This is a genomic window from Paenibacillus sp. 8b26, assembly GCF_050626875.1.
Classification (GTDB): Bacteria; Bacillota; Bacilli; order Paenibacillales; family Paenibacillaceae; genus Paenibacillus.
This window is the reverse complement of record NZ_CP192445.1, coordinates 5148372-5168963: the sequence shown is the minus strand read 5'-3', so window position 1 is coordinate 5168963 and position 20592 is coordinate 5148372. Positions and strand designations below refer to the sequence as shown.

Sequence of the window (20592 nt, the reverse complement as noted above, 5' to 3'; positions counted from 1 at the left end):
GTATGTATAATGTAATGTGACCCTGTTTCTATATATATCGGACAAAGCACATATGGAATGAATATATGCTTTGTCCTAAAAAATGAACAAATATTAAAGCAGTTAATCAACCGCCATAAATACTGTAAGCGAAGTGATATACAACATCTGTGTCTATAATTGAAGTACCTCTAACCTGAGCAGCTACCCCTGAGAGATCAAAATAGTGTGTAAAACTGATTGCTCCAGACAGATATTCCGCAATACTTCCAGTTGAAGGTGGTAGGGAAACGGTAACACTAAAGGCTCCGTTCTGATCCGTATATGCAGTACCTGTACGAGTGCGATTTCCGCTGCTTTCGGTCCAGTTCTGATTCAACCATGTCACATCAACAGGGGCATTTGCAACTGGATAATTGTCAGTTGTAGTAACCACACCCTTCACAGTAAAACTGCTGCTTCCGTTAACTCGATAATGACGCCCATAAGAGTAGGTTGGGTAGTCATTAGGGCCATTTTTAGAAGAGTCGTAACCGTTAATTACAATTTTCCCAGCCCGAAGTACCGGTTTAAGTGTTAGTGTATACAAATGGTCAGCTGAATACTGATTTGTTGTATATACTCGTACATAGTAGGTTCCGGTATTTAAAGAAACATTGTGATTCGTTTGCGGGAGAAGCACCATCTGGTTGCCACTGAGAGCTCCATAAACTTCCGCTTTGTAACCGTAGCTTTCCGAGGTACTATCCAGCTTTACATTTAATGCATCGTAATTACGGCTTGCGGGGATCGTGATTTGATACCAGTCGTTATCAATGCCTGAATGGATGGAACGTGAGTTAAGGGAAGATCCACCCGTACTAAAGGTAAAGTTATAAGCATGAAAAGCGCTCTCATCCGGCTCATATGCATCGTAGCTGGAACTTATATCGACAGTTAGATAGAAGGGATCATTAATGCTAGAGCCCTTCTTGGCATGAACTGCAATCGCATAAGCTTTTTCAGATCCGATAGCGTTGCGCGCTCCTACGTTTTCGGGAAGGGATGCAGCCCCCTGTTCATAATTGTTAAAATAAGTCCCGTAGGTGGAAGCGTCAATAGCATTGGGATTAATGCCACCTGTCGTCATATCAAACTCGTATAAGTATAAATCATAGTCAAGCTGTGCTGAAAATGGACCATCCAGCTGAGCTTGCAACAATTCGCCGGGCTGCAAGTAGATTGGGTATAAAAACTGTGTACCTCCCTCTTCCGTAATCGTACCGGAATACGTAGCAGTAGATGCTGTGGCTGCTGTTGGGCTTGCTTTCAGCGAAGGAACAGTTTCTTTTTTCAATGAGGGTGTCTCTGGTGTCTTGAAGTTGATATCTTCCTTCATTGCATACACCGAAGAAGTAATACTGTCCGGCTTGTCTGCCCGCGTTAGCTGCTTAATGACGCTTTCATTTACAGTTGTTAGCTGAACATCGGACTCCGCCTTAATCGCTTGGTCCGATACCCCCTCTGTGCCTTGACTCGCGTTCGCAGTCAACCCGAAAGCAAACAGGAGCATCGTGCTTAGCATAACTGCAATAGCCTTTTTGAACCTCTTCATACTGAAATCCCCTCTCAAATGGTTTAAGGAATTCCCGCTATTCCCCGGATAAACCAGGGTAACTTCTAGGCTGTATGACTCTATCATAAAACACTTCTAGTTCTAATGGAAGATACTGTACTAAATATTTTTATTTGTAATATATGATATCAGGACCATTGGCGTATATAGTAATGTAGTGTGGCTGAATCAAAAAAACATAAAGAGCCGCCTTTTTCGAAAATGGAAAGCCTCAGCAAGCCATTGCGAAAAAAAGCGACTCTTATGTTTTACTCTACTACGTTAAAAGATGATTTAATTTCTAATACTGTAAGCAAAAAGATAAATAATATCCGTTGTACTAATCGAGGTGCCGTCGACCTGAGCCGCTACTCCTGTAAGATCATAATAGTGCGTAGAACCAATGTCACCCAAATAATCTACATTTCTTCCTGTAGACTGTGGAAGGGAAAGTGTCACACTGAATGCCCCGTTATTGTTCGTATACGTAGAAGCCGTTCTGGTACGGTTACCGCTACCCTCGCTCCAGTTCTGATCCAGCCAAGCGACAGTGACAGGAGCATTGGGAACCAGTTGACCATCCGTCGTTTTAACGACACCATTCACGATCAGGCTGCTGCCTCCATTAATACGATAATGACGACCGTATGAGTAAGTTGGATAGTCATAATAGCCATTGGAGTTATAGCCAGTAATTTCAATTTTACCAGCCTTGAGTACCGGTTTAATGGTTAGTGTATACAAATGGTCGGCTGAATACTGACTTGTGGTGTACACTCGCACATAGTAGGTTCCCGTATTCAAGGAAACATTGTGATTCGTTTGCGGGAGAAGCACCATTTGGTTACCAGTGAGCACCCCATAAACTTCCGCTTTATAGCCGTAGCTCTCCGAGGTACTATCCAGCTTTACATTTAATGCATCATAATTACGACTTGCTGGTACCGTGATTTGATACCAATCGTTATCTATACCGGAATGGATGGAGCGTGAGTTAATCGAAGAACCTGCGTTGTTAATTGTAAAATTATAAGCATGAAAGGCGCTCTCATCCGGCTCATATGCATCATATTTGGAGCTTGTATCCACAGTCAGATAGAAAAGATCATTAATACTTGACCCCTTCTTGGCATGGACTGCAATCGCATAAGCCTTTTCAGATCCAGTCGTGTTGCGGGCTCCTACATTTTCGGGAAGTGATGCAGACCCTTGTTCATAATTGTTAAAATAAGTACCGTAGATGGAATTGTCAATGGCATTGGGATTAATGTCACCTGTCGTCATATCAAACTCATATAAGTACAAGTCATAGTCAAGCTGCGCTGAAAACGGTCCGTCCAATTGAGCCTGCAACAATTCACCGGGCTGCAAGTAGATCGGATATAAAAACTGTGTACCTCCCTCTTCCGTAATCGTACCGGAATATGTAGCGGAGGACGCTGTAGCTGTGGCTTTCGCTGATGCTGACTTTGGACTTGCTTTCAGGGAAGGGGTAACTTTCTTTTTCAAAACAGATTTCTGTGGTGTTTGTAAGTTGATATTTTCCGTAATGGCATACACCGAATCTGTAATGCTTGCGGGCTTGTCTGCCCGTGTTAAATGTTTAATGACGCTTTCATTTTCAGTTGTTAGCTGAAAATTGGACTCCGCTTTAATCGCTTGTTCCGTTTTACCCTCTGTGCTTTGACTCGCGTTCGCAGTCATCCCGAAAGAAAGCAGGAGCACCGTGCTTAGCAACACCGAAGTTGCCTTTCTGAACCTGTTCATACTGAAATCCCCTCTCGAATGTTTTAAGAAATTTCCGCTATTCCCCAGATACATCTGGAAAACTTCTAAGCTGTCTATCACTATCATAAAACAATTCTGGTTCTAATGGAATATACTTCTTCAAATATTCTTATTTGTAATCCGTGATAATTAAGTCACCGCTTTCGGAAGCATGCCTGAGGCAGTGGACAGAGTACTGAAAATCCTTGTCTACTTTTCTATCCTAAAAATCACGACGAAAAAGACTCCCCTAATTAAGAGGGAGCCTTCTTTGAGTTTCAAGCTAAAAAACTTGAGCGCACATAATGTACCTTTCGCAAAACACGTAAAAAGTTATTTTGAGCACTGTGCTTCAATCTCGCACTCATATAGAGTGCGACGTAGACCAATCAAATTTAGAGCGTAGGACGTGTTCGCATTTCAATCCACGCACTCATATAGAGTGCGACGATCAGCTCCATATACCGCGCACCACACTGAACGAATGATTTCAATCCACGCACTCATATAGAGTGCGACTCTCTCGAGATTATCAAACATCGGGAACTGACTCAATTTCAATCCACGCACTCATATAGAGTGCGACCAACGAGTCGGTCAAGGCCGCGGATACCCTCATATTTCAATCCACGCACTCATATAGAGTGCGACGTATGTAAAAGACGCTGGATATGCATCTCTAAGATGATTTCAATCCACGCACTCATATAGAGTGCGACTTGAATAAAATAAATATTGCAAAATTTGAAGATATTTCAATCCACGCACTCATATAGAGTGCGACATAAAGGGCAAATGAGTATTGCCTCTAAACACATGATTTCAATCCACGCACTCATATAGAGTGCGACCATGGATGAGCTTGAAAGATTATATTACGAGTCGGACATTTCAATCCACGCACTCATATAGAGTGCGACACTCACATCCTGAGACGTTGTAATCACAGTAGTATTGATTTCAATCCACGCACTCATATAGAGTGCGACAATGTCACCCGTGTCGTATCGTTAATCGTGCCTAGCGATTTCAATCCACGCACTCATATAGAGTGCGACTACACAACGCCAGCCGTAAGAAGACAAAGAAAAAAGATTTCAATCCACGCACTCATATAGAGTGCGACTTGTACCGGGACGACTATTACAACCGAGATACCGAATTTCAATCCACGCACTCATATAGAGTGCGACGAACAAATCTGTCGGATGTTGTCGTAGAGGGAAGAATTTCAATCCACGCACTCATATAGAGTGCGACTGAAAGCGTTGAACCATCGTACTCCCTTAGTTGCATATTTCAATCCACGCACTCATATAGAGTGCGACTATGATGTTGTCCAAGCTGGCATAGTTATTTTTATTTCAATCCACGCACTCATATAGAGTGCGACTGTCCCCAGAGGGATATTCCACCGCTGGACCTAAAATTTCAATCCACGCACTCATATAGAGTGCGACAGCGAAAATGCAGTAATTCATACCCTAACGATATCAATTCCACACATTACCGTAAAAACTGATGCCCAATAAGCTTGGATCAACTATTGACTTTTACGGATAGATAACCAATCCAACACTTTTCGACAAGTTTCGAGGTGCGAAGGACCCGGGATTTTCATGTGCGCTTGGGGTTCGCACCGAATCGGCTTCTATATGGTTACCTATTTTTAATGAACAGATCAATCAACTTAGTTTCGACACTATTTTACCATAAAAACCCTACCATTCTCTTATTTATACGATATAATAAAATGATATGGATAGTTCTTTTTGACTACAAGGCACATCGAATTACCCATAACATACATAAAAAGGGGAATACAGATGAAAAAACTTAGCGTATTTATGTTGGTATTATGTTGCTTTTCCATTTTGGCAGCCTGCTCTACCGATCCGGTAAAAAAAGATTTAATTACCTATGTGAATGATGGAATGCTTCCCTTAGCACAAGATGAAAAAGCAGTAACTGATAAGTATGAATCCGTGACCGGAGATAAATACACAGATGATCTAACGCTATATAATACTTTAAAAGACAACATTATCCCCGAATATACCAAATTCGTTGATAAATTAGAAGCTGTAAAGACGGAAACTCCTGAGGTAAGAGCCGTCCACGAAACCTACATCAAGGCCGCTAGTACTCAAAAGGAAGCCTTCATTATGATGGTTGATGCGTTGGAAAAACAGGATATGGGCTTAGTCAATGAAAGTAACGCCAAACTCAGCGAGGGTAGAAAGCTATTCCGAGATTTTGGCGAACAGGTCAACACACTTGCCAAAAAGCATGATGTGGAGATGAATAAGAAATAAATTCTTAAACTCCCTTCTAGGGAGTTTTTTTTTCATTGACCCTTACGAATATTCGAAGCAAATTACCGCTTTACTTAATTCTTTATCATAAAATAAATAAACCGAATCCGCCCCAAACGCTTGAAAATAATATCCGGTAAAGGAACCGAGATAGGTAAAAGTCTCACCATTGGCGCGTTTAGGCACATGTAGCAGATTCGTATGCTCGAACTGGAGCATCTCTTCCAGAGATTCGTCATATTCCTTTATATAGCTTTGAGCCTCATCAGATTGAAAAGCGACATCATCCAAAATACCGTTGACCTCAGGCCAACTCAGTCCCCAGCCGTTGGATTGCTTTTCCTCAAAATCGCGGGTAAGTTCTTCTACGGACTCTTTGGCATCCCCAAAGGAGGAATACGGATAAATGTTGTTATTTTTCAGAAAAAACGCTTTGCGAGATAGATAGTCTTGTTCATTAGCAATGTACGCATGCTCTACTTCATCCAGGGACATGACTTCCCTTTTCATTCGTAGATACGCTTTATCCCCGGTGGATTTCAGCGTTTCATAGGCAGCTTCCAACTGCTCTTTCTGATGAAGGATAAAATAATCCCAATCCGCTTCGAATTTGTATTTACCATCCATCACATCGAACCCCAGCATATCTTCCTTCGTGAATGTGGTGTGAAATGACTGGGTATCCTCACCTACACTGCCCTCGTGAATTTCTTTTACAGAAACAAAATGCAACCACTCATCCTGCTCCGGGAACAAAAATTGAAGATTAATCGAGCAAATCGGCAAAAAATGCTTCTGATAATGTTCAAGATTGCCAACAAATACGTCCTCATATGCTGGAAAACGTTTGATAAATCGCTCAGGTATGTTCAAGCATAACTCCCCCTATATTGTGTGATTCTCCGACAGCTTTTCAACCCGAAACGTTCCTTCACAGGATGTAACGCTGTACAGCTCATCAAAACCTTCTTCGTAGCTCGGTACTTCAAGCTTACTCATTACGCTTTTAATACCGATCTCAGGAATATGCTCTTTACCTGTCCGTTCCTCATTACGCTTAATAGATTTTGCAAAATCAGGTTCAAAATAGTAGCCTATAATTTTAAATCCCTTATTTTTTGAAACAGCTATATATTTTTTCCGTTCCTCGGCCGTCGGATTCGTATTGTCCACAACAAAGCGCTGCATCGTTTCGATGGAGGCTTGAAGATAAATATTTTCCCTGTTCCGTGTTTTAAGCATGTCTAAATTTATTCTCATATGTGTTTTAAAGAAATACTCTTTATAAAATGTCGATTTTCCAGAAGCCTGAATTCCTATAAAAATGACACATTCCAACTCTCACACATCCTTGTCCAAGTAGACGTATTGGTTGATGTAGTTTGTTTCTGATTGCCCCACCTTTGCGTTACTGTTGCTTGGTAATACATACCCCGCGCTTTTGCCAAATCGGAAGATCGTTCCAGTTTACCCCTTCTTCCACAAACAGCTTATCTTTCAGTTGTTTTCCAAAAACCATGCTGTACTTTGCCAGGCTTGATATCCTAGCGTTCGATACGTAACTCATTGCGCTTCTCGCCTTCTAAATGTGCGCAACACGCAGCATCATGGAAGCTTCCATTCCATTTCTCAGCCGCACCGCCATCTGCAATACACCAAGGACAAATGGCTTCATAGGACTGTGAGCCACATCCATTTTTGTTGAATATCCATCTTATATATATATGTCCTCCTCTATGATGTATGGTCTATATCCATTTTATTGAATTGTAACAAACGGGTTTGAAATTCGCTATAAGTGGGCCGTCTACTTTCTGTTGTGTTGGTTCAATGCGATTACGATGGTGACAATTAATCCGATCAACGCAACCAGCAGCGTACCCAACATCATCATTAATGTCAAAGCATCTTTAACCTCCACAGCCCTCACATCCTTTACAGGAGACTAGCCAACTGCCCACCCAAGCCATTTTGTCGTCAGTGTAGCATCTATACCTATGGATTGTTATGTACGGGCATACATTTCCTCTTCTACTCTTTCAATCGCTTGAATCAGCGTCATAAAAGGATCATCCTGCTTATACTGCATGGCCTGTTCGCCTGTACCGCCAGCATCACACCATTCCCAGTACATATGCACATCTACGGATTCCAGAAAATATACAGATAAGGCTTCGACCGGATTCATAGCATACATCGCCATAAAGGTTTCATCTGGGAGTTGCTCATAACGCAGGTATTCGTCTTTCATTAGATAGAGCAGATGCTGGATTGCCTGATCATTCACATTAAAAATACGACGGATGAACGCATTGCGTCTTTCAACTGTATTCAGTATGATTTGCATAGCATGACGAATCTGCACAGCTTCGGGACTGATTTTGAGCAGGTGAATTAAATCATTAGTGGTTAAATTGGGGTTCCAAGGAGCTGGCTCAATAATCCGTGTCCATGCATCGTTATACCCGCTTTCAAAAACCTCAATCGCGTCCGAAACATCGACACCGATGGTTTGCCATTTTCGTTGAAGTGCATCTACAATATGATAATAGTGTAGTTCTGCCGCTCCTTGCTCTCCCTTTTCCTGCTCCCACACCTGATTCATGCGTACAATGTCCTTGATCGCTTGCACATTCGCTTTCAGTTTTTCAGTCATAGGTATCATCCTCCATTGAAATTCTGGTAAAATAGCAATAGCAAAGCTAAGGGTATGTTCGTTGCATCCCTTTGGGTTGTAGTATGCCAGCCTCAAATATGCCCTTAAGGTCATAAAATAAATATAACCCTATGGTCATATTTTGTCAACGATATATGGAGGAAATCCAAATGTTAAAAATCAGAATCAAGCTAAAGGAAATTCTCAAAGAAAAAGGTATCACTCAAAAACAATTAGAAGAACTATCCGGTGTTTCACAAGCAAGGATATCCAAACTAAGTAGTGATGACCGACAAGAAGTGAACTTGCTTATGCTTGAAAAGATCGCCCATGCTCTGGAGATCAAGGACATTTCCGTGTTAATGCAGTTTGAAGAAACAGAATAGCGTGATTTGTGTATGTTAGCGTGGGAATACATTAAAGGGGTCTGTGTTAAAACGGGCTTCTTTTTTGGTGTTCAGCTTTTTAGGGCGGTAGTCCGAACAGTTCCACATCTATAAAAATGTTAGTTCATCATGAGTTTATCAACATTTTATAACCAACATAAAAAAGGCTTGCCAAGTTCTAAGGCAAACCTTTTTTATATTTCAAAGAAAAATGAGGAACGTCATAGCTGTGCTACATGTGTGGTATGAGAAATACGTGCTGTCGCTCCTACATAAGGAGCAACAGCACGCGTTACAAAGCCTTATCCAGCAAGGCTTTGTAAACGCTTTTTCGCGAATGTCTTTTCAACTCACCAATAATGTTAGAAATCACACCCCAAAATCGCTTTATCCCTTGTCTGGCGCGAGGTGCGAATGTTCCGGGTCCCTTGCCTTGTTCTGTTATAAATTCTTTTTCAATTCCTGATCCTTTTGCTGCTCACTCAAATGCTGTAGATCCTTGCTGTCATACACTAGACTCAGGGCGGGTTCGAAATTATCACCATGTAAATCAAGCAAAATTTCTGTGTCTTCTGTCTCCCATACTGCCTGATAATGCAATTCGCCTGTCGCTACAGCCATTCCCCATTGGCTTGGTGTATCTTTGTATAACTCTCCCTTCCAAAGGGTATCATCACTGCTAGGTTTGCCGTATTTCTCCGTTAGGCTCTTTTTTAAGTCATTATAATTCTCAATATACTCATTTTTATTGGTATGTTTTTCGGTCACTACATAAGCTGCACGAACCAATTGATCATCCACAAATAAGTACATGAGTCCGCTTTCCAGTCCCAATATCTTGGAATAATAGCCAACTGACTCATGATCTTCTTCCTCAACCTTCATATCTTCAGATGCCTTTACTTGTTCTTTACTCATTCCCCAGCCTACGTTGCGAAATGAAATTTTACCTTGATATCCCTTATTTTCAGTCGCTATCGTCTCATGCACAGATGAACTGGCAGAGCCTCCTGATGTATTTGAACTTGTAGCACTCTCTGTACTCGTGGTATCGCTCTTGGAAGTAGTACACCCCGATAGAACGACCCCTGCCACGCATAAACATAAAAATATCTTTTTCATAAACTGACCCCTTTACCGAATATATACCAAAACTCTACCATGACTTTGGTAATGGGTCTATAGTTATAATCATTCAAACCATTTTTCAGCTATCTATTCCCCAACCATTACGTTATAATAATCTCAATTATTTTATCCGATGTGAAAAGGATGATATATATGAGTCAAGCTCCAGCCTCGATTCCCCGTCCGTTGGTCAGGGCTAATCAATGGGTGATTGTGCTGTCTGTGGTCTTTACCTGGATTACAGGGGCGTATGGGGTGTTAGCTATTCCACTTGTTGCGGGGTTGCTCGGTGTGCTTTTCAACTTCAATCCGGTGATGCGGGTAGCCAAGCTGTTTTTAAAGAAAAGCCCTTCCTCATATGTGCAGGAGGACCGCGGACAGCAAAGATTTAATCAGCTCCTTGCCGTCTTTTTTCTGCTGGTGGCTCTGGCAGGATTTACGTTCCAATGGAGTATTGTCGCTTATGTGTTCTCGGCGATGGTGCTGGTGGCGGCATTGGTGGCTATTCTGGGCTTTTGTGTCGGATGCTTTATTCTCTACCAATGGTCCCAATATCAATATCGGAGAAGAAATCACGTATAGATTGTCTCCCCTTCATCCTATTTTGCAACAATCGTATCCTCAAATACAAAAACAGAGATGGCTATATCTTCCTCCACCTTAATATCCGAAAAGAGGTGCAGCAGTCGGGACTCCATGTAATCCTCCAGTTCTTTGTTGAACTGTACGGGATAGATTTTTTGAACCATTTTGGTTCGGGCTGCATGCACCATCTCTTTCCCGGCAACCTCTTGTGCCAGAAACTTTTCGGATGGGGTTAAATTTCCATACAGCATCGTGATGGCCATATTATCTACAAAGGTTGTATGTATGCGTTCCGGGCCTTTTCCAAATAGCTCTTTACGTACTTTTCGAATAATTTCGTTAAAACCCGTTTCCCTTCTCATATCGCACCGCTCTCCTAAAATCTACTAAAATCCCTATTACTATTTCCATCATAACCGATTCCTATCATATAAAACAGAGACTAGCGAAAGTGATTTTTGGAACATGATTTTATCTGCAATTATAAGCGTTCATTAATTTTGATTAACATTCCCTCTAAAATTTGCTTCTCCTCTTCGGTCAGGGCTTGAACAATTTCGTCCTCCACCTTTTGGAAAGAGTCACTAAAAGCTTCAATCAATTCAATGGCTTTTGGTAAAACATAAATATTTTTTTGCCGTTCATTATTGGCCGGGATTTTGCGCTCAATGAATCCTTTTTGCTCAAGACCTTGAAGTATGCTGGTAATGCTGGCTCCGCGCAGATGAAACCGATCGGCAAGATCCTTCTGAATTAAATCATTTTCTTGATTCTCGTAGATATAGCTAATCATTTTTCCTTGTTGAGCATTTAATCCCAACTCTTTTATGCTCTCGTCCGCTCTTTTCTTTAACTTAAGACCGATAATCTGAAACAAATCCAGATAAACCGTATCCTTTTGGGTTTTCATAATCGTACCTCCTCAAATTATTAGAAGTCTAATTGTCAGTAAATAAACTATATAAATCTCTAAACTGTTTGTCAAATAAAAATTTAGTTTGTTGACAGTCATAAAACTAACAGTTAGAATTCTAAGTGTTTCAAATTGAACACTAAGGAGGAACGACATGAAGAATGTAACTCAAAGCTCTACGTTAGAAAAAGTTACAGCGATTACGAATGTACGTATTTTCGATGGAGAAAAAGTTATTGAGCCCAGAAATGTTATCATCCATGGGGAAACCATTATTTCGGTAGGCGGAGACCTTCCGACGCATGCAACGATCATCGATGGGGAAAATGCGACATTATTGCCCGGCCTGATTGATGCGCATGTCCACACTTCAATCGGTGGGTTACGAGATGCTTTAAAATTCGGCGTTACGACAGAGCTCGAAATGAACGGCGATTTTACGGAAAGAGGACGCGAAATTCAGTTAAAAAATGCGAATGACGTCGCTGAAGTCCGTTCTGCTGGCACAGCGATCACCGCTCCGGGTGGTCATCCAGATGAATTATTTCCGCATGGGGATGAAATACCTGAGTTCGTATTAAAGGAATTGGAGAAGTTATCGGAGGAAGACCGGAAAGCTATGCTTGCCGCTTACGATCACGATCACGAAAAAGTGCCCCAAGTGACGACTGTGGAAGAAGCGATCAAACATGTGCATACCCAAGTGGAGAATGGTGCCGACTATATTAAGATCATGATTGAAGAAGGGACGGTCATGGGTGCCCCTGGACTGCCTGTTTTAAGCGACGAGATTCTAAAAGCAGCCGTGGCAGAAGCCCATAAGTTCGATAAAATCGTCATAGCCCACGTCTTGACGGCTCATTCTTCGCAAACCGCCATCGATATTGGGGTCGACGGATTGGGACACTTGTTTATGGACAGACCCGAATTCACATCCGAGTTGGTAAAATCCATAGCAGATTCAGGCGCGTTTGTTACACCGTGCTTGGTATTGAACTCATCCATTCTTGGGAATTCGGCATCAGAATTGGCGAATGATCCGCGTGTTTATTCGAAATTAAGTCCGGAATGGATTGATATTTTGAACTCTAGCTTCAATACTTTCCCACAAGGCAATATGGAGAATAGCTTTAAAAATGTGATGGATCTTCACCGTGCCGGTGTGGATATTCTGGTCGGGACGGATGTCGCTCCCGTTCCTGTTCCGAATCTTGGCGGCCTTGCTCATGGAGCCAGCGTCCATCATGAAATGCAGTTGCTGGTTAAGGCAGGGTTCACTCCGACAGAAGCGCTTCAGTCGGCTACCGCAAAACCGGCCCGTTGCTTTGGACTTAACGATCGCGGCCGTATTACCGAAGGTGCGCTCGCTGACCTTATACTAGTAAACGGTGATCCGACAACCAACATCTCGGATACCTTGTCGATCAAATCCGTGTGGTTCAAAGGTGTGCAACAACTATGTTAATCAGAGTCGATATCCCCGTACAATGTCGTCAGAGCGATTGCATACATTATTAACGAACCAAACGATGTCAGTGTAATCGAAATAATTATCCGGCCGCCCTCACAAATCATATAAAAATCCGGTATTTTTTGATTCTGTGCAAGGAACATTGTAAAAAGTGCGCACCGCATAGTTTCGGTACGCACTGTTTTTCATTGAATATAAGGCTTACTCGTAGGCACCGATGTTCACAGCGTCTCCCTTTACTCTGGGCTTCCCGTCAATATCCAGCGTTCCAATGATGGCACGATCCGTGTTCCCGGCATCGATCGCCAGTGACGAAGACTGCAAATGGAAGTCGCCGTTCGCGGCATTCACGAATTTAGGATCGACAAACAGAGAATGCGTATCATTGCCGGTCCCCGATTTGTACGCGGAGAATCCTGTATACTCTTTATTTTTCCAGATCCAGTTGGCTTCCGAGCTGCCGCTCGGAGCAAAATATAAATTATAATCTACAACATTGCCGGAATTTTTGGTGTATCCATTGGAGATCAGCACATCCGTGGAGCTGGCCACGAAAATATTGTTTTTGATGACGTTGTTTCGCGTATCGTACTGAACCAAAAGCTGGCCGCTTCCGTCGTCAAACGTATCGTTCTTGTATAGCGTATTGTTCACGATCTTGCAGTTTACCGTTGAGCCGCGCTCCTCATTGTAACCGCCCATGGCAATGCCAGTCAGCCGGTTGTTATATATCACGTTGCTGCGGACCGTAATATTGCTGGTGGCTTTGCCGGCATGCTCGGAAGCAATTTCGACGCCGATGTCGTTGTTGTAGCTGTAGTTCTGCTCGATAATGCTGTCCTTGCCTCCATCCACATAAATGCCGCCGGCCGAGTTGTCATCGCTCTTGTAAGATGGGTTATTTTGAACAGAATTATTGTACACCCGGTTGCCCTTCACCAGCCCGTTTCGCGCCTGATCGTAAGCAGTATTCGGCGCAGTTCCCTCAAAACCGATCAGATCAATCCCGATGTTGTCATTATCGTGAATGAGGTTGTCGGTCACCGCAAAGCCGTCCACGTTGCCGTTTAAAACGAGCGATTCGCTGGAGCCCAGCACGAGATTGTACAGCTCATTGCCGCTGATCGTAAGGTCGTGAATCGAAGCCGGAGCTTTCGTACCGTAAACAGCGATACCGTGAGCGTCCCGGCCCAGTCGATCTTTGCCGGTCGGAGTGACCGTGTTTTTGATGTCATGGATTTTGTTGTTGGACAGATTAATGAAGCCGCCCGAACCGTGGACATAAATACCTACAGGCACCGCATTCTTGGAAGCAGTGGTAAAATTACGGATTTCAAACCCCTGAACGGTAACGTGATTAACATCGGCCAGTTCGATCAGCCCTTCGTTCCCGCTGACCAAAAGTCCGGTGCCGTCAATGGTGACGGTCTCCGTCCCATAGTTGGTGAACACAATGGGACCCTGCGAAGCGGAGCCAGAGCGGGTGATCTTCAGTTTCTGCTTGTACACACCGCCCCGGACGTAAACCGTGCTGCCCGCAGGAGCCACGTCGGCCGCGTGCTGCAGCGTCTTCCACGGCGCGTCGCTCGTTCCGGCGTTGGAGTCGCTGCCGCTCGTGGCCACATAATATTCTGTACCGGCCGCGGAGGCGGAGGGGGGCTGCACATTTCCGGCCATTAGACCAAGCCCCAAAACCATGGCTAAACCCACCAGAAAAATTTTCCCTAATTTCTTCATGGTCCTCCATCCCCCTTTTCTTGTTTTTTTGTGAATTATACCACAAATTCACTAAATCTGTTACGCTTGCAAACGGAGTACAGCCTTGACCGTCCGCGAGCCTCCAGGGCCTCTAATGCCAAGAGTTGGAGAGTGAATGAAGAAGTGTGAGAGTTTTTTCTCATAACAAATAAAACACAGCCTACCCTATCGGCAGACTGCGCATGTTTTTACTCCAAGCGGACTAATCCTTTACCAGTCGATTTGAAAGCATCAACATGATAAAAGAGAATAAAATGATGACCGCTACCCAGCTCCAAGAGAGTGTCATATTTCCGACCTCGGATGCGGTGTAAATCGCCGTAGGCAGGGTTTGAGTCTGTTCAGGAATATTACCTGCAAGCATCAGCGTAGCGCCAAATTCCCCTAACCCTCGTGCAAATCCGAGAATGTATCCTGAAATGAGAGGTCGGTAGGCAAGGGGCATCGTAATGTGGCGAAACACTTGCCATTCGTTGGCACCTTGCGCACGTGCAGCCTGCTCTACCTCAGGGTCTACAGCTTCAAAGCCTGCTTTAATCGTGCGGTAAGCCAGTGGAAAAGCAACAACTACAGCCGCCACCACTGCGGCTCCCCACGTAAATACAATCGTCTGCTGGAACAGGCTTTCGAAGGCAGTGCCAATCCAGCTTTTCCTTCCCAGCAAGATGAGCAAAATAAAGCCGACAACAGTGGGAGGCAATACGAGCGGAAGAAGTAGGACGGTCTCGATCACGCTGGTTCCCCTCCCCGGCGCGCAGTTCGCCATCATCCGCGCTACCACAGTAGCTAATAAAAAGACGATGATGCTGGCGACGACAGCGACTTTAACAGATACGATAACCGGAGGAAGAAAAGCTGACCAATCCAACGGGACCCCCTCCTTTATCTGTGAATTCTATTTTCCCGTCATTTCTGTAGGGGCTGAAAATCCATCTTTACTGAACACACTCATAGCTTCATCTGTCCGCAGAAAATCAAGAAACTCGCCTGCTTCCTGGCTATGTTTGGTTGCTTTTACAATGCCTTCAGGATACAGGATGGGTGCATGCAATTCCTCGGGCACTTCCAGTGCTATGACCGTTTTATCGGATGATTTGGCATCCGTCAGATAGACGAGCCCTGCATCGGCGTTGCCTGTTTCAACATAATTCAATACCTGTCTTACGTCCTTGGCGAATACCATCTTAGGTTCCAGCTTGTCCCATAGTCCAGCCTTCGTTAGCGATTCTTTGGAATACTGTCCGGCGGGAACGGTAGTAGGCTCCCCAACAGCCACTTTCAGGAAAGAAGGACCCATCAGATCATTGAGCATAATGCTTTTGTTATCTGTGCTTTTCGCCTTATCTTGCGGAACAACCACAACCAGTTTATTTTGAAGCAGTACGTTATCCTTTTCCACCAATGAAGCATCGGTTAATGCCTTCATTTGCTTCAAGCCTGCCGAAATAAATACGTCAGCGGGTGCGCCTTGCTCAATTTGTTTTTGTAATGTACCAGATGAAGCGTAGTTAAAGGTAAGTTTGATATCAGGGTGCTGTTTCTCATACTGGCCCTTGAGCGTATTCAGACTATCTTGAAGACTCGCAGCGGCTGATACGACTAGTTCTGTCTTGGGTGCGGACTGTGCCGACTGTACAGCAGCCGGAGACGAGCACCCAGCCAGAACCCATGCCAACAATCCAACGAACGTGAATATGTACCCAAATTTCTTTTTCATCTTGTTCTTCCCCTATCCTATAAATTCCAAAATGAGATGACGAAAATGTGATAGCGAAAATAAGGAAACATTGTACATCTCATAACAGGTCGAATCTATTGGGTCAACCCAAATATTTGTGAACAATCGATCTCGCCTCGGCGATGTCCTTCGTGCCATGAATTAAGACGCGTCCATCCTGAAAAAGAACGATTCGATGCGCTCCGATAACGACGGATACCAGGTATGGATTATGCTCCACCTTGCCCCCCTGACGGGATAACAAACGTGCCGCTTCATTCAGATCACGTACAGCACCCGGGGCCGGGCGGATTTGAACCGTATCTCGTCCGCACAAGACAGCCGTTTTAGCCTGATGCTCCGATTGTAAAAAAGGATACACTGGGTGCTCACCACACGTTGGGCAATCGGCTTTCTTCATGGCGCTGATTTGGATTGCCTGATGCTGATTGTTCCACAGATCGAAAGAAATCAGCTTATTTTGCAAAGCCGAATCGTCCCCAGTGAGCAGCTTCAATGCCTCGGCGCTTTGATAAGCGGCCACCATTTGTACAGCCGGGCTAATCACACCGACCGTATCACAGGTCGCACCGCCAAGCGGTACGGTTCCGAGCAGGCAATGCAGGCACGGTGTCTGCCCCGGCACGATGGTAAAGGTTGTCCCGTAGCTACCTACACACGCTCCGTAAATCCAGGGAATTCGGTGCTTGGCCGCGTAATCGTTAATGAGCAGACGTGTATCGAAGTTATCGGTGGCATCTATGATGAGGTCTACCCCTGCCGCGATATCATCGATTTCTTCCAGTGAGACGTCCCGGACTAGCGCACGAATGTCCACGTCCGAATTGATTTGCTGCAATCGCTTCTGCGCGGCCACTGCCTTGGGGATCTGATCACGGGCATCCGCTTCGTCATAGAGCTGTTGGCGTTGCAAATTACTCCAATCTACATAATCACGGTCTACCAACGTCAGCCGTCCGATGCCCGCTCGCACCAGCATGTCAGCATTGGCAGTACCCAGTGCGCCGGCCCCCACCATCATCACGTGCTTACTACGGATATTTTGCTGGCCTGTCGGTCCAATTTTCGAGAATAATTCCTGTCTAGAATAACGGGCATGAGACGCATGCGCATGTGCTTGTGCAGCAACTTCTATTTTCTGGATTTTGTCCATTTCTGACATCGTTGATTTACGCCTCCATACTTATCCATTGATAGCTACAAGTTGATCAGACAAGCTAAAAGCTCAGATGTCCTCGCCCTTATTCGAAAGCTTTGAGGTATTTTGAGGATTCCAGCCACCCAGCTGATGCCCCTTCCATTCTGAGCCGTCCTCCCACACTTCCTTTTTCCAAATCGGTACGATTTGCTTTAACCGTTCAATGGCATGGCGGCTGGCTTCGTAGCAAGTATCGCGGTGTGCAGCAGAGACAGCAATCACCACACTCGTCTCTCCAATTCTTACCGTGCCAAGCCGATGTGTAATCGCAGTACGTGTAGAAGGCCAGCGCTCTGCAATTTCGTCACCAATCTGCTTCATCGTGTTCATGGCCATCGGGACATACGCCTCATATTCAAGTAGCACCGTTCGCTGACCTTGCGTAAATTCCCGAGTCGTACCATTAAAGGTCAGCGAGGCGCCATGAGAAGGGTCGAGCACCTTTGAGGTTACTTCATCGGCATCAATCGGGTCGTACGTAATGGAAAATAAACCACATTTTGAAACGACCGTCTCCATCCCGGGTGCTGACTGATGAAGAGCAATTGCATCTGATGGAAGCACAAGTTCATCTGGAGAAGCCAGCTTTTTATGATGGGTAAAAAAAGAACCTGGCAGTTGTGAAGTCACTTCCGAGTACAGCTCATTCAGCCTTTTTCGAATGTCTGCAATGGTCACCGCTTCCTGTGAAAGTTCTACCGTGATCACATCACCGAGTTGCTCGGCCATACCTGCGAATAGTTGAATACGGTACTGCATATGATCTGCCCCCTTGCACCTATTCTATCGAATTCATCTATCCTATTAATAGAATTTACCCTCCTGAAACCGGAGGAATAATCGCAATCTCATCATGTATACTCACGAGGTCCTCAGGAGCGGCGTAGGCTTGATTTCTGGCAACAAAAGAACCCTGCAACTGAGCTGCTGATTCAGGGAAACACTCGGATAGCATGTCTTTTAATGCGGCAACGGTCATCGTTTCTTGCACAGTAGGCACCGTAATTATAGGCCCTCCCATCTGTTCCGCAAGTCCGGCAAATACTTGAATATGATAGTTCATTTAACATGCCCTCCTTTTCAGTACAGTGACTGTCCACCACATATGTACCAAGAAAAACCAACATGAACTAATACCCCGAAAGGTTTTATTCCATGCTGGTTAACTATGACGGTGTACATTGAAGATTTTTATATTATATTTTAGATTCAACCAGTTCATCAATCCGTTCGGTATGCGTATATACATTCAGAGAACGACTGCGTATAAAGCCGACGGTCGTAATTCCCAGATCCTCAGCCAACTCAAGTGCAAGCTCTGTGGGAGCTGACTTGGACAAAACAACTTCACAGCCAATCTTCGCAACCTTCAACAAAATTTCAGACGAAATGCGTCCGCTGAATACTATGATTTTGTCTTGTAATACAATATCATGTTTTAGGCAATGCCCATAGATTTTATCCAGCGCATTGTGTCGGCCGATATCTATTCTGGACAGGATCATCCCGTCTTTGTCGCACAGCGCTGCATTATGAACACCACCGGTCTCCTGAAACGTAAGTGCCGAGTTTTGCATTAAATTCATCAAGCGGAAGCAATCGTCAAAAGACAGCGTAACATGGGTGTCATTCATTCTTTTTGCCACTTTCGCATCATTCATAAAATAAAAGCCCTGTCTACTTTTTCCGCAACAGGAGGTAATGTACCGTTTGGAATGGAAGTTTTGATAAAATTCATTCATTCGACGGGTTTTAATATGAACAAAGCCTTCTTTTTCCTGAACCCAAATATCTTCGATATCATCGTACCGTTGAATGACGCCTTCAGAGGCCAAAAAACCTACTGCCATATCCTCCACATACTCCGGTGTACAAACCATGGTAGCAAATTCCTGCTGATTGATTTTGATGGTCACCGGATGCTCCGTCACCACAGTGTCTTCAAAACGCTTGATCTGACCGTCACGATAACGTAGAATCTCACGTTTTACCTCAGCTGGCTTTTCCATGTGCTCCACTCCCTTGTTTCTGACAGGCTGGCTCTTCGGCTCACCCGCCGATGTGTGACATTTCAATTTTAGACGTTGCTTGCTGTGTATGATTCAGCCGTTCCTCTGAATAGCGGTCGGTACGTTCACTCCAAACACGCTCAATGTAAGCTCTAATCTCGTCATCGGACTGTTCGGAACGCAGCATCGCGCGAAGCTTGTACCCTTGAGAGGCAAACAGGCACGTGTACAAGGAGCCTTCAGCAGAAATTCTCGCGCGTGTACATGTGGAGCAAAAGGCGTCCGTAACAGACGAAATAATGCCGATTTCCCCGTCCCTGTCCTGATACCTGTAGCGTGTCGCCACCTCACCTTTGTACTGGGGTGGGACAGGCTCTAACGGCATATGCTCGTGAATGGCTTCGATGATCTGCTGCTTGGAAACGACCTGATCCAATTTCCAGCCATTGGTGTTGCCTACATCCATAAACTCAACAAAACGTAAAATATGCTTTTTCTTTTGGAAATAGTCGGCCACGGGAACAATATCCTGATCGTTAAAGCCCTTTTGCACGACCATATTTATTTTCACCTGCATCCCTGCTTGAGCCGCAGCCTCAATACCATCCAGCACCGCCTTTACGCTGCTTCTCCCCCCGTTCATTTGGCGGAACCGATCATCATCGAGCGAATCCAGACTAACCGTCACTCTCTTCAGTCCCGCCTCTCGCAGTGCTGCAGCATATTTAGGCAAAAATACGCCGTTTGTCGTCATTGCAATATCTTCAACCCCATCGAGTTGTGTTAACGAATGAATAAGCAAGGATAAATTTTTCCTCAGCAACGGCTCACCACCAGTAATACGCAGCTTCGTAACGCCCAGCGAGACAAAAATACGGGAAAGGCGCGTAATTTCCTCAAAGGTCAATATTTTTTCTTTTGGCAAAAACGGATAGTCATGGCCAAATATTTCTTCCGGCATACAATATCGGCACCGAAAATTACATCGGTCTATGACGGATATTCTTAAGTCCCGTAACGGACGATTCCATTGATCGTCGCTCCGGTTCGCCATCCTGTTCACCTCAATCCGTCTTCATTAATAAAACTCTTTAC

The 20592-nt window shown here is 44.4% G+C and carries 22 protein-coding genes, 1 pseudogene and 1 CRISPR repeat array; of the genes and pseudogenes, 4 read left to right on the top strand and 19 right to left on the bottom strand.

Annotated features, from left to right (window positions below):
* Positions 1-106: 106 nt before the first annotated feature.
* Both ACQ4MX_RS24060 and ACQ4MX_RS24055 read right to left on the bottom strand, forming a co-directional pair.
* Positions 107-1573 carry an Ig-like domain-containing protein gene (locus ACQ4MX_RS24060; protein ID WP_431087730.1) on the bottom strand — a complete coding sequence of 489 codons (1467 nt, stop codon included), beginning with the start codon at positions 1571-1573 and terminating at the stop codon, positions 107-109.
* A gap of 294 nt (positions 1574-1867) precedes the next feature.
* Positions 1868-3340 (bottom strand): hypothetical protein, encoded by a 1473-nt coding sequence (locus ACQ4MX_RS24055; RefSeq protein WP_431087729.1) that lies wholly within the window; start codon positions 3338-3340, stop codon positions 1868-1870.
* Positions 3341-3757: 417 nt separating this feature from the next.
* Positions 3758-4800: a CRISPR direct-repeat array (repeat unit 32 nt; unit sequence ATTTCAATCCACGCACTCATATAGAGTGCGAC).
* Positions 4801-5166: 366 nt separating this feature from the next.
* Between ACQ4MX_RS24055 and ACQ4MX_RS24050 the strand changes: the two genes are divergently transcribed.
* Entirely contained in the window at positions 5167-5655 is a 489-nt protein-coding gene (locus tag ACQ4MX_RS24050) for a hypothetical protein (protein WP_431087728.1), read from the top strand.
* A gap of 42 nt (positions 5656-5697) precedes the next feature.
* On the opposite strand, the gene ACQ4MX_RS24045 is transcribed toward ACQ4MX_RS24050, so the two are convergent.
* The 6 genes and pseudogenes from ACQ4MX_RS24045 to ACQ4MX_RS24020 form a co-directional block, all read right to left on the bottom strand.
* On the bottom strand, positions 5698-6528 hold the full coding sequence (locus ACQ4MX_RS24045) for a siderophore biosynthesis protein (RefSeq protein ID WP_431087727.1): 831 nt from the start codon (positions 6526-6528) through the stop codon (positions 5698-5700).
* Positions 6529-6540: 12 nt separating this feature from the next.
* Positions 6541-6993 carry an ATP-binding protein gene (locus ACQ4MX_RS24040; RefSeq protein ID WP_431087725.1) on the bottom strand — a complete coding sequence of 151 codons (453 nt, stop codon included), beginning with the start codon at positions 6991-6993 and terminating at the stop codon, positions 6541-6543.
* Positions 6994-6996: 3 nt separating this feature from the next.
* A pseudogene (locus ACQ4MX_RS24035) lies at positions 6997-7165 on the bottom strand (tRNA(His) guanylyltransferase Thg1 family protein); the annotation flags it as partial.
* Positions 7166-7199: 34 nt separating this feature from the next.
* The gene (locus ACQ4MX_RS24030; protein ID WP_431091402.1) at positions 7200-7307 is read right to left on the bottom strand and encodes a hypothetical protein; all 108 of its coding nucleotides are present in this window, start codon (positions 7305-7307) and stop codon (positions 7200-7202) included.
* 155 nt (positions 7308-7462) lie between these two features.
* Positions 7463-7576, bottom strand: coding sequence for a putative holin-like toxin (locus ACQ4MX_RS24025; RefSeq protein WP_337916212.1), 114 nt, complete (start codon positions 7574-7576; stop codon positions 7463-7465).
* A gap of 84 nt (positions 7577-7660) precedes the next feature.
* Positions 7661-8311: a hypothetical protein gene (locus tag ACQ4MX_RS24020; RefSeq protein WP_431087724.1), complete on the bottom strand. Its 651-nt coding sequence runs from the start codon at positions 8309-8311 to the stop codon at positions 7661-7663.
* Between the two features lie 170 nt (positions 8312-8481).
* On the opposite strand from ACQ4MX_RS24020, the gene ACQ4MX_RS24015 reads away from it, so the two are divergent.
* On the top strand, positions 8482-8697 hold the full coding sequence (locus tag ACQ4MX_RS24015; RefSeq protein WP_025685628.1) for a helix-turn-helix domain-containing protein: 216 nt from the start codon (positions 8482-8484) through the stop codon (positions 8695-8697).
* A 441-nt stretch (positions 8698-9138) separates the two neighbouring features.
* On the opposite strand, the gene ACQ4MX_RS24010 is transcribed toward ACQ4MX_RS24015, so the two are convergent.
* The gene (locus ACQ4MX_RS24010) at positions 9139-9819 is read right to left on the bottom strand and encodes a hypothetical protein (RefSeq protein ID WP_431087723.1); all 681 of its coding nucleotides are present in this window, start codon (positions 9817-9819) and stop codon (positions 9139-9141) included.
* A gap of 159 nt (positions 9820-9978) precedes the next feature.
* On the opposite strand from ACQ4MX_RS24010, the gene ACQ4MX_RS24005 reads away from it, so the two are divergent.
* A complete protein-coding gene (locus ACQ4MX_RS24005) occupies positions 9979-10407 on the top strand; it encodes a DUF4395 domain-containing protein (RefSeq protein WP_431087722.1) in 429 nt (142 codons plus the stop codon).
* Positions 10408-10424: 17 nt separating this feature from the next.
* On the opposite strand, the gene ACQ4MX_RS24000 is transcribed toward ACQ4MX_RS24005, so the two are convergent.
* Both ACQ4MX_RS24000 and ACQ4MX_RS23995 read right to left on the bottom strand, forming a co-directional pair.
* A complete protein-coding gene (locus ACQ4MX_RS24000; RefSeq protein ID WP_431087721.1) occupies positions 10425-10772 on the bottom strand; it encodes a DUF2294 domain-containing protein in 348 nt (115 codons plus the stop codon).
* Positions 10773-10891: 119 nt separating this feature from the next.
* Entirely contained in the window at positions 10892-11320 is a 429-nt protein-coding gene (locus ACQ4MX_RS23995; RefSeq protein WP_431087720.1) for a MarR family winged helix-turn-helix transcriptional regulator, read from the bottom strand.
* A 157-nt stretch (positions 11321-11477) separates the two neighbouring features.
* On the opposite strand from ACQ4MX_RS23995, the gene ACQ4MX_RS23990 reads away from it, so the two are divergent.
* Positions 11478-12788 carry an amidohydrolase family protein gene (locus ACQ4MX_RS23990; protein ID WP_431087719.1) on the top strand — a complete coding sequence of 437 codons (1311 nt, stop codon included), beginning with the start codon at positions 11478-11480 and terminating at the stop codon, positions 12786-12788.
* 207 nt (positions 12789-12995) lie between these two features.
* Here the strand turns inward: ACQ4MX_RS23990 and ACQ4MX_RS23985 are convergent, their stop codons facing one another.
* From ACQ4MX_RS23985 to moaA, 8 genes are all read right to left on the bottom strand, one after another.
* Positions 12996-14531 (bottom strand): right-handed parallel beta-helix repeat-containing protein, encoded by a 1536-nt coding sequence (locus tag ACQ4MX_RS23985; protein ID WP_431087718.1) that lies wholly within the window; start codon positions 14529-14531, stop codon positions 12996-12998.
* A 223-nt stretch (positions 14532-14754) separates the two neighbouring features.
* On the bottom strand, positions 14755-15420 hold the full coding sequence (modB, locus tag ACQ4MX_RS23980) for a molybdate ABC transporter permease subunit (RefSeq protein WP_431087717.1): 666 nt from the start codon (positions 15418-15420) through the stop codon (positions 14755-14757).
* A gap of 27 nt (positions 15421-15447) precedes the next feature.
* A complete protein-coding gene (gene modA, locus ACQ4MX_RS23975; RefSeq protein ID WP_431087715.1) occupies positions 15448-16269 on the bottom strand; it encodes a molybdate ABC transporter substrate-binding protein in 822 nt (273 codons plus the stop codon).
* A 103-nt stretch (positions 16270-16372) separates the two neighbouring features.
* Positions 16373-17452 carry a thiazole biosynthesis adenylyltransferase ThiF gene (locus tag ACQ4MX_RS23970; RefSeq protein WP_431087714.1) on the bottom strand — a complete coding sequence of 360 codons (1080 nt, stop codon included), beginning with the start codon at positions 17450-17452 and terminating at the stop codon, positions 16373-16375.
* Positions 17453-17515: 63 nt separating this feature from the next.
* Positions 17516-18247: a molybdenum cofactor biosynthesis protein MoaE gene (locus ACQ4MX_RS23965; RefSeq protein ID WP_431087713.1), complete on the bottom strand. Its 732-nt coding sequence runs from the start codon at positions 18245-18247 to the stop codon at positions 17516-17518.
* 55 nt (positions 18248-18302) lie between these two features.
* On the bottom strand, positions 18303-18551 hold the full coding sequence (locus tag ACQ4MX_RS23960; protein ID WP_134913372.1) for a MoaD/ThiS family protein: 249 nt from the start codon (positions 18549-18551) through the stop codon (positions 18303-18305).
* A 133-nt stretch (positions 18552-18684) separates the two neighbouring features.
* Positions 18685-19497, bottom strand: coding sequence for a formate dehydrogenase accessory sulfurtransferase FdhD (gene fdhD / locus ACQ4MX_RS23955; protein ID WP_431087712.1), 813 nt, complete (start codon positions 19495-19497; stop codon positions 18685-18687).
* Between the two features lie 40 nt (positions 19498-19537).
* Positions 19538-20551, bottom strand: a complete 1014-nt coding sequence (gene moaA / locus ACQ4MX_RS23950; RefSeq protein WP_431087711.1) for a GTP 3',8-cyclase MoaA — start codon at positions 20549-20551, stop codon at positions 19538-19540.
* Between the last annotated feature and the right edge of the window lie 41 nt (positions 20552-20592).

Bases quoted from the DNA above. Each gene is read 5' to 3' on its own strand.
- ACQ4MX_RS24060 (WP_431087730.1), bottom strand. From the start codon at position 1,573: ATGAAGAGGTTCAAAAAGGCTATTGCAGTTATGCTAAGCACGATGCTC.
- ACQ4MX_RS24055 (WP_431087729.1), bottom strand. From the start codon at position 3,340: ATGAACAGGTTCAGAAAGGCAACTTCGGTGTTGCTAAGCACGGTGCTC.
- ACQ4MX_RS24050 (WP_431087728.1), top strand. From the start codon at position 5,167: ATGAAAAAACTTAGCGTATTTATGTTGGTATTATGTTGCTTTTCCATT.
- ACQ4MX_RS24020 (WP_431087724.1), bottom strand. From the start codon at position 8,311: ATGACTGAAAAACTGAAAGCGAATGTGCAAGCGATCAAGGACATTGTA.
- ACQ4MX_RS24015 (WP_025685628.1), top strand. From the start codon at position 8,482: ATGTTAAAAATCAGAATCAAGCTAAAGGAAATTCTCAAAGAAAAAGGT.
- ACQ4MX_RS24010 (WP_431087723.1), bottom strand. From the start codon at position 9,819: ATGAAAAAGATATTTTTATGTTTATGCGTGGCAGGGGTCGTTCTATCG.
- ACQ4MX_RS24005 (WP_431087722.1), top strand. From the start codon at position 9,979: ATGAGTCAAGCTCCAGCCTCGATTCCCCGTCCGTTGGTCAGGGCTAAT.
- ACQ4MX_RS24000 (WP_431087721.1), bottom strand. From the start codon at position 10,772: ATGAGAAGGGAAACGGGTTTTAACGAAATTATTCGAAAAGTACGTAAA.
- ACQ4MX_RS23995 (WP_431087720.1), bottom strand. From the start codon at position 11,320: ATGAAAACCCAAAAGGATACGGTTTATCTGGATTTGTTTCAGATTATC.
- ACQ4MX_RS23990 (WP_431087719.1), top strand. From the start codon at position 11,478: ATGAAGAATGTAACTCAAAGCTCTACGTTAGAAAAAGTTACAGCGATT.
- ACQ4MX_RS23985 (WP_431087718.1), bottom strand. From the start codon at position 14,531: ATGAAGAAATTAGGGAAAATTTTTCTGGTGGGTTTAGCCATGGTTTTG.
- modA (WP_431087715.1), bottom strand. From the start codon at position 16,269: ATGAAAAAGAAATTTGGGTACATATTCACGTTCGTTGGATTGTTGGCA.
- ACQ4MX_RS23970 (WP_431087714.1), bottom strand. From the start codon at position 17,452: ATGTCAGAAATGGACAAAATCCAGAAAATAGAAGTTGCTGCACAAGCA.
- ACQ4MX_RS23965 (WP_431087713.1), bottom strand. From the start codon at position 18,247: ATGCAGTACCGTATTCAACTATTCGCAGGTATGGCCGAGCAACTCGGT.
- ACQ4MX_RS23960 (WP_134913372.1), bottom strand. From the start codon at position 18,551: ATGAACTATCATATTCAAGTATTTGCCGGACTTGCGGAACAGATGGGA.
- fdhD (WP_431087712.1), bottom strand. From the start codon at position 19,497: ATGGAAAAGCCAGCTGAGGTAAAACGTGAGATTCTACGTTATCGTGAC.
- moaA (WP_431087711.1), bottom strand. From the start codon at position 20,551: ATGGCGAACCGGAGCGACGATCAATGGAATCGTCCGTTACGGGACTTA.